Below are 7,964 nucleotides of genomic sequence, written 5' to 3'. Positions count from 1 at the left end.
GATTCGACATGAGCCAGATGGGCGGCTTCGGTGGCGGCGACATGGGCGGCATGGGTGGATTCGACATGAGCCAGATGGGCGGCATGGGCGGATTCGACATGAGCCAGATGGGCGGCATGGGCGGATTCTAACTCTCCCCCAAATCCTTAATAAACGAGAAATCCCCCTTTCGGGGGATTTCTTTTTTTGCTTCTTATTTTTTTATAAATCTTTATAAAGTGCCAATTTCCGCTGAGCCCCAAGCCCAATGCGGACAAGGTCATGGATTTTGTCACCCAATCGGGGAAAATCCGACGGATGAATTACTAGTCGAGCAACACCAATCGGGCATTTAAACATCATCCGTCCCCAAGCAAAGGCTAAATTTTCCAAAGCCTTGGGAATTCCAGCAAAACTGACAACCGGGGACAAATAGCGCCTGCCCCTTGCCGAAGTAAGCGACCAGCGGTCTTCGTACAACATTTTTGCGGCATGGACTTGCGACGGCAAGTAAGCATTGCTATACCAGGTCGGCGGAACAAAGGCAACTGGATTTTGCGAAGTTCCTTTTTCAGAATCACCGAACAGATTGTGCCAAGCATCGAGCCCCGCTTGCAAAAGCCTGCTGGATTCATATTCGCTGAGTCCTGCAAATTCGGCTTCGCCATGAGTGAGGTTCATACCGATGAGCCCCATGTAACTGCGGCCCTGGCTAAATTCTGCCCTGTGCTTGTAGCCGTGTAGCGCCAGCTCGAAGCCTTCGTTTTTTAGCTGGAGAAGCGTCTCGCGAAAACCCTGCACCGCCTCGGGCGAAGCCTTCTCCGTATCCGGGATGACAAGAACGCTGAAGGGCGCACCCGCCAAATCCCGGAGTTCCTCGAGAATCGGGGTCACCTTCCGGTAGTTCCAGACGCTGAAATCGTGAAAACAGAGAAGAAATTTGCTAGCCATAGTAGAGAAGATAATAAAAAATGAGTAGGAAGTAGGCAGTAGACAGTAGGCAGTAGGAAGTAGACGGTAAAAATCGCCAAATAACTTCCTACTTCCTACTTCCCACTTCCTACTAAAAACTACATTTACCCTACTATGTTCGAATCTATCATCTTGGGCCTGTTGCAGGGTCTCGCCGAATTTCTCCCCATCTCCAGCTCTGGTCACCTCGTACTCGGGCACGAACTTTTAGGCATGAACGAAGCGGGCATGTTTTTCGACATCATGCTCCACGCTGGAACATTGCTTTCCATCTTCGTCGTGTTCCACAAGAAGATTACCGACATCATCGTGGGCTGCATCCGCCGTGACCGCGACCAGCTCAAGGAAGCGGGCTACATCATCCTTGCCTCCATCCCGACCGCACTCATCGGCCTCGGTTTCAAGGACTTGCTCGAAGGCCTGTTCGAAAACCCGCGCGCCGTTTGCGTCGCCGAACTCTTCACCGGTCTTCTGCTTTTCACTTCGCAGTGGGGCCCCACGGGCGCCAAGCATCCGGATAACGAAGGGGTCAAGATGAACTGGTGGCGAGCCCTCGTGACCGGCACCGTGCAGGGCATCGCCTGCATCCCGGGCATCAGCCGCAGCGGCTCCACCATCAGCGCCATGATGTTCATGGGCGTGAACCGCAAATACGCCGGCGAATTCAGTTTCCTCATGAGCATCCCTGCCGTGGGTGGCGCTGCATTGCTCGATGTGCTCAAGTGGTTCAAGTGCCAGAACGTCGAGAAGGTCGCCCAGATGGCCTTGGAAAATCCCGAAAAAGCCGCCCAGTGTGCCGATGCTGGCAGCTTCACACCGGAACTCCTCGTGGGCATGGTCGTTGCCTTCATCTTCGGCATCATCGCCCTCAAGTGGCTCATGAACTTCGTGCAGAAGGGCAAGTTCCAGCACTTCGCCTGGTACGTGTGGGCCGTGGGCATCCTGGGATTGATTTTCCTGTAATCCCAATTTGCCCAGCCGATGGATTCAACATAGGCTCCAGTAATTTTCATTGATAAAAAATCATTGTTTTGTCTTATCGCATAGAGTTTGATTCGATAAAAAAAACATATATTGGGTCGCGTGATGAAATTAATTACGATACCGATAATAATGGTCCTTGTAGCAGGCTTTTCGCTTTCCCATGCAATCACATCCATCCCTATTGACAATGCCAAGGCCTCCTCGACTTTGCTAGACAAAGGCAAGAACACTTACAGGCCCGAAAACATGATCATGAAAAAAAACGTGCACCCCTTCTACCAGACATGGGGTGCCACGTACCAAGACAGGCCCATCACGCTAGAATTCACCATGGGGGCCCAACAGGTTAGCGTCATCACCTTGTTCAACGGGAACCTGAGCGACTCGGCCGCTTACGAGAACAACAGCCTCGCAAAGCACATAAAGATTTACTTGAACACAAAAGACAACCTTGTCAAAAAAGTCGTACTTGCAAAGCCCAAATGGGACGGTTACAAAAAGACCCATGCCGACATCATCGTTTTTGACAAGCCCCTCGAAAATGTGCGTAAGATAATCATCGAAATCGAAGACATTTACCCAGGAAGAAAATGGGAAGACGTGTTTATCACCAAAGTCAAGTTTTGGGGATTCACCAAGGTTCCGCGTAAATTCGAAATGGGAAAAATGACTGACCCACGTGACGGGAAAAAATACAACACCGTCAAGATCGATGAACAAACCTGGATGGCACAAGACTTGCAATACAAAACTCCAGGAAGCCGGACATTTACGAACCCCCGTTGGAAAAAACAAAGGCCCCTACCTGCAGACGCAGGCCTTGAATACCCCGAAGCGGATATCAACAACGGAATTTGCCCAAGCGGTTGGCGTCTCCCCAAGGCATCCGAATTCCTTAAACTAAAATCGGAGCTCCCCCCATCTGCATCTTTCGACGACTTTTTCGCGACCTCGAACCAGAAACCTTTCTACGCCATATACGAATACGGCAATCTCGGAGGAGATCAAGTTTTCCCAACGGATGTAGAAATGTTCTTCTACCCCACTGACGCCTACGGGTTGAACATTTCCACCTTGACCCGCCATTATTACGAAGGCGAATGTGCCGAAGACCATGCCGAATTCTTCGCATTTTCATCTTACTGGACACTGGATGCAAAGAACATTCCTCTTTGGCCAGACGACAACGGCAATGTCGAAGTAAAAAAGCTCAGGCACTACCGCTTTGGCGGCAGCGACTACTGCGAAGCGATGCTCTGCAGCGACGACTACCATTTCGTGCGTTGCGTCAAAGGCGATTTCATGGTCGATCCGCGTGACGGACAAACTTACAAGACCGTAAAAATCAACGACCAGACATGGATGGCAGAAAACTTGAGGTACGAGACAACCGAAAGTTGCTGCTATGACGGCATGACCGAAAACTGTGCCGAACAAGGCAGGATGTACTCCTGGAACGCCGCACAGAACGCATGCCCCGAAGGTTGGCACCTGCCCAGCGATACAGAATTCAAGGCATTGGTCGAATCGGCAGGAGGCAACAAAACCGCAGGCAGGCTGTTGAAAGCATCCACCGGATGGAAAAACGGCAACGGCACCGATGAATACGGTTTCTCGGCACTCCCTACAGGTTACTGCACCCTCCCCGCGAATGGCTACACACCCAGCGAACAAGCCGGCGAACAAGCCTACCTGTGGACAAGTTCACGTAGCGAATGCCCCGCCGAAAATTGTGAATCGGCATCGGGTTTACGCTTCGATGTAAATTCTGCCGGTTTCGCTGACGAGAGCGGTTTTGACGGGACCTTGGCCCTGCCCATCCGCTGTGTAAAGAACAAGGAACCCTTAGACTAGGATTCCTTCTGTTCGCGGCCTTTATATGGCCGAGCCGCCAAAAGTCCTGTTTCAAACAAAAGATACGTCGGCATTCCGAGAATCAGCTGGCTCACCACATCTGGAGGCGTGAGGAGTGCGGCCAACAACAGGATTCCCACAACCACATACGGGCGCTTGTTGCAAACCGTTTCGTAGCTCACAATTCCACCACGGATGAGCGCATAGGTCACTAACGGGAACTGGAACATACAACCGAACGCAAACGAAAGCCAAAGTGCAAGCGACACCAAGTTCGAAATCCCGAACACAGGCATCAGCATATCGCCTGCAAAACTCATCCCAAACCGAACAACAAGCGGGAAGCACACAATCAGGCAAAAAGACACACCCGCCACGAACAACAAGCTGGTCAATACGGCAATCGAACGGACAAAGCGTTTTTCTTTATCATAAAGTGCCGGCAACACGAACTGCCACATATTCCATGCAATATAGGGAGAAAACAGCACACAATCCAGGAGCGCCGAAATTTTCACCTGCAACAGGAACACTTCCATCGGCGAAAAATAATGGAGCGTTATCCCGCCCTGCAAGGCAATTTGTTCACAAAACCAGCCCAGAACATACGGGGATACAAAAAAAATCGGGACAATCCCAATAGCGAGCGCCACAAGCGAACGGATTAACGCACGCCGCAGAGCCTCCAGATGCGACACAAGTGAATTTTCTTGTTCCGGCATAGAGCAACCGAGCTCAATTCTCTTTTTCTGCCGCCTTCTCTACAGTCTTCTGCAAATCCTCGGCTTCTTCCTTCAGAGCATCCTTCGCCTTCTTGTATTCGTTCTGGGCTTTCCCGAGCGAACGAGCCAGTTCAGGAATGCGCTTTGCTCCGAAAAGCAAAAGCACCACCACGACAATCAAGATGATTTCAGGGATTCCTATGGACATGATTACCTACCTTTTCCTTGAAATATAACATATTTCCCTAAAAAAGAGTTTCTATATTTCCCCCTAGTCAGTTCGAAACCCATCCTGACTTTAAACAAAACTAGGAGCCCCTATGAAAGACGCATTGCTGGTCTTGTCCGGTGGAATGGACAGTACGACCCTGCTTTACGAACGCGCCGCCGAGATTGCCCTTGCCGTCTCGTTCGATTACGGCAGCAACCACAACGACAACGAAATTCCCTTTGCACGCTTCCATTGCGAAAAACTGGGGATTCCGCACATCACCCTCCCACTCAAATTCATGCACGACTACTTTACGTCGTCCCTGTTGTCTGGTGCAGATGCCATTCCCGAAGGAGACTATTCCTCCGAGAACATGAAATCCACGGTCGTCCCGTTCCGAAACGGCATCATGCTATCCGTTGCCGCAGGCCTTGCCGAAAGCCGGAACCTCGCGAAAGTGATGATGGCGAACCATTTTGGCGACCACGCAATTTACCCGGACTGCCGCGAAGAATTCGTGAAAAACATGTCCGCAGCGATTGCCGCAGGGACTTATGCAGGCATCACCATCGATGCGCCGTACACGAACATATCTAAAGCAGACATCGCCCGCAAAGGCAAAACGCTCGGCATTGACTACAGCGAAACCTGGTCATGCTATAAAGGCGGAAAAATCCATTGCGGCAAATGTGCAACCTGCCTGGAACGCAAAGCCGCCCTCGCCGAAGCAGGCATCAACGACACTACAGAATACGAGGCTTAGCATGTACAGAGTCATCAAGCGCATCGAAATCTCCGGGGCCCACAAGCTCTCCCTCCCGTACGAAAGTAAATGCCGTGGGCTCCACGGTCACAATTGGATCATTACGGTGTTCTGCCAATCCGAAACGCTTGACGAGAACGGCATGGTTGTCGACTTTTCGCGAATCAAAGAAATCGTCCACGGCAAGCTGGATCACCAGTTTTTGAACGACGTGGTGGATTTCAACCCCACCGCCGAAAACATGGCCCGCTGGGTTTGCGAGCAAGTGCCGCACTGCTACAAGGTGCAAATCCAAGAAAGCGAAGGCAACACCGTCGAATACGAACGCTAGGGGCAAACCCCGTCATGAAAGTCTGCGAAATATTCAAGAGCATCGAGGGCGAAGGTCTCCGTACAGGGCTTGCGGCCGTTTTCGTTCGGTTGCACGGCTGTAACTTACGTTGTTCCTATTGCGATTCCATGTACGCCGTCGAAGGCAGCGACTACACACAAATGAATGTCGGAGAGATTCTTGCCGCAGTTGGATCACACCGTCTCAAAAGCGGCGTGGACTGCGTGACACTCACTGGCGGAGAGCCCTTGATTCACGAAGGCATCGAGGATTTGCTCACGAAATTCAGCGAAGATGGCTTCAAAGTCAATGTTGAAACGAACGGGACTGTTCCCTGCAAATGGAGGCTCCCTGGACTGTTCTACACAATGGACTGGAAATGCAAAAGCAGCGGAATGTCAAGCAAAATGAAACTCCAGAACATGCAAACGCTCTGTAACGGAGACGTGCTGAAATTCGTGGTCGGGAGCACCGAAGATTTGCAAGAAGCCGAATCTGTCGTGGCACAACTATCCGAGTCGCCCAAACACCAGCCCAGCAGCATGCCGCACATCTTTATCTCCCCCGTTTACGGCACTATTCCGAACGAACAAATTGTGGAATGGATGCTGAACAGCAAGACCATGACGCAAAACAACGCCCGCTTTCAGGTGCAATTGCACAAAATCGTTTGGGATCCGGACCGCCGCGGCGTTTAAAAGATTCTTGGCCGCAATTACCGATTAACTCCATTTTGGCACGGTTCTTGCATCTACTACAGCGAAAACAAGGCAAGGCAACCGTTTTGTTTCATTTTGAAACAAAACAAGGTCCAATGCCGCTTCAAATTTTAACATAAAGACTTCGTGAACGGAGTGCACGCTCTCTACCTCAAAGGGGCAACGCCCCGACCTCAAAGCGTAGCGACCCCAGAGCACGAAGTGCGACCTAAATAGGAGATTAAAATGGCAACAGAAAAGATGGAGTTCCAGACCGAAGTTCGCGACATGCTGAACTTGATGATCAATTCCCTTTACAGCAACAAGGAAATCTTCCTGCGCGAGCTCGTTTCGAACGCGGCGGACGCACTCGACAAGCGCCGTTTCCTCTCGCTCTCGAACGCCGACTTGCTCCCGATGGGCACGCAGCTCCGCATCGATATCTCGGTGAACAAGGAAGGCAAGCGCATCGTTGTCGAAGACAACGGTATCGGCATGAACAAGGAAGACTTGATCAACTGCCTCGGCACCATCGCTCGTAGCGGCACAAAGAACTTCATCAAGAACCTCAAGGAAGGCGACAAGGGCAGTGTCGATTTGATTGGCCAATTCGGTGTGGGTTTCTACTCCGTGTTCATGGTCGCCAAAAAGGTCGAAGTGCTGACGCTCAAGGCTGGCGAGAAGCAGGGTTACCTGTGGGCCTCCGAAGGCACGGGCGACTTCGAGATTTCTGAAGCCCCGCTCGACAAGGTCGGCACCAAGATTACTTTGTACCTAAAGGATGACGAAGACGCCGAAGATTTCGCGAGCGAATGGAAAATCAAGGACATTGTCCAGAAGTACAGCGGCTTTGTTAGCTACGGCATCTACTTCCACCCCGAAGCCACCAAGAACGACAAGGGCGAACTCGAAGAAAAGCCCGAAGAACGCCTGAACGAAAAGCAGGCCTTGTGGCGCCAGAGCGAAAAGGAAGTCACCGAAGAACAGTACAAGGATTTCTACAACGTCATCAGCCACGAAGCTGACGAACCGGCCGCCTGGAGCCACAGCCACGCCGAAGGTTCCCAGGAATTCTGGAGCCTTGTGTACATCCCGTCGAAGGCCCCGTTCAACATTTGGCACAATGACGCTTTGCATGGCCTGAAGCTCTATGTGAAGAAAGTCTTTATCATGGACGATTGCAAGGACCTGCTGCCGCCGTGGCTGCGCTTTGTACGCGGTGTGGTCGACAGCGAAGACTTGCCGCTGAACGTATCCCGTGAAATCTTGCAGAATAACAAGATTATCACCAACATCCGTAAGCATGTGATCAAGAAGGTGCTCGACTCCCTGCAGAACATGGCCGACAAGGATGCCGCCAAGTACAACGCCTGGTGGCGCGAACTCGGCATGGTGTTGAAGGAAGGCTTCTACATGAACTGGGAACATCTTGACGAACTCAAGAAGTTGC

The 7,964-nt window shown here is 51.4% G+C and carries 9 protein-coding genes; 6 read left to right on the top strand and 3 right to left on the bottom strand.

Annotated features, from left to right (window positions below; all coding sequences use genetic code 11):
- Nucleotides 1-201: 201 nt before the first annotated feature.
- A complete protein-coding gene (locus Q0Y46_RS14605; protein WP_295680465.1) occupies nt 202-930 on the bottom strand; it encodes a polysaccharide deacetylase family protein in 729 nt (242 codons plus the stop codon).
- 135 nt (nt 931-1,065) lie between these two features.
- On the opposite strand from Q0Y46_RS14605, the gene Q0Y46_RS14600 reads away from it, so the two are divergent.
- Nucleotides 1,066-1,914, top strand: a complete 849-nt coding sequence (locus Q0Y46_RS14600; protein ID WP_297948511.1) for an undecaprenyl-diphosphate phosphatase — start codon at nt 1,066-1,068, stop codon at nt 1,912-1,914.
- Nucleotides 1,915-2,037: 123 nt separating this feature from the next.
- Nucleotides 2,038-3,789, top strand: a complete 1,752-nt coding sequence (locus tag Q0Y46_RS14595) for an FISUMP domain-containing protein (protein WP_297948514.1) — start codon at nt 2,038-2,040, stop codon at nt 3,787-3,789.
- Here the strand turns inward: Q0Y46_RS14595 and tatC are convergent.
- Both tatC and tatA read right to left on the bottom strand, forming a co-directional pair.
- A complete protein-coding gene (gene tatC, locus Q0Y46_RS14590; RefSeq protein WP_297948509.1) occupies nt 3,786-4,511 on the bottom strand; it encodes a twin-arginine translocase subunit TatC in 726 nt (241 codons plus the stop codon). The two genes, Q0Y46_RS14595 and tatC, sit on opposite strands and share 4 nt — an antisense overlap.
- Before the next feature lie 13 nt (nt 4,512-4,524).
- The gene (tatA, locus tag Q0Y46_RS14585; protein ID WP_295680458.1) at nt 4,525-4,719 is read right to left on the bottom strand and encodes a twin-arginine translocase TatA/TatE family subunit; all 195 of its coding nucleotides are present in this window, start codon (nt 4,717-4,719) and stop codon (nt 4,525-4,527) included.
- A 112-nt stretch (nt 4,720-4,831) separates the two neighbouring features.
- On the opposite strand from tatA, the gene queC reads away from it, so the two are divergent.
- From queC to htpG, 4 genes are all read left to right on the top strand, one after another.
- Nucleotides 4,832-5,485 (top strand): 7-cyano-7-deazaguanine synthase QueC, encoded by a 654-nt coding sequence (gene queC, locus Q0Y46_RS14580; RefSeq protein ID WP_297948507.1) that lies wholly within the window; start codon nt 4,832-4,834, stop codon nt 5,483-5,485.
- Nucleotide 5,486: 1 nt separating this feature from the next.
- On the top strand, nt 5,487-5,816 hold the full coding sequence (gene queD / locus Q0Y46_RS14575) for a 6-carboxytetrahydropterin synthase QueD (RefSeq protein ID WP_295680453.1): 330 nt from the start codon (nt 5,487-5,489) through the stop codon (nt 5,814-5,816).
- A gap of 14 nt (nt 5,817-5,830) precedes the next feature.
- On the top strand, nt 5,831-6,514 hold the full coding sequence (locus tag Q0Y46_RS14570; protein ID WP_297948504.1) for a radical SAM protein: 684 nt from the start codon (nt 5,831-5,833) through the stop codon (nt 6,512-6,514).
- Nucleotides 6,515-6,760: 246 nt separating this feature from the next.
- Nucleotides 6,761-7,964, top strand: a 1,204-nt coding sequence (gene htpG / locus Q0Y46_RS14565; protein ID WP_297948502.1) for a molecular chaperone HtpG, incomplete at its 3' end; no start/stop codon positions are given.

Source organism: uncultured Fibrobacter sp., assembly GCF_947305105.1.
In the GTDB taxonomy this organism is placed as follows: Bacteria; Fibrobacterota; Fibrobacteria; order Fibrobacterales; family Fibrobacteraceae; genus Fibrobacter.
Note: the sequence above shows the minus strand (reverse complement) of the source record. Positions and strands in the feature narration are given on the sequence as shown.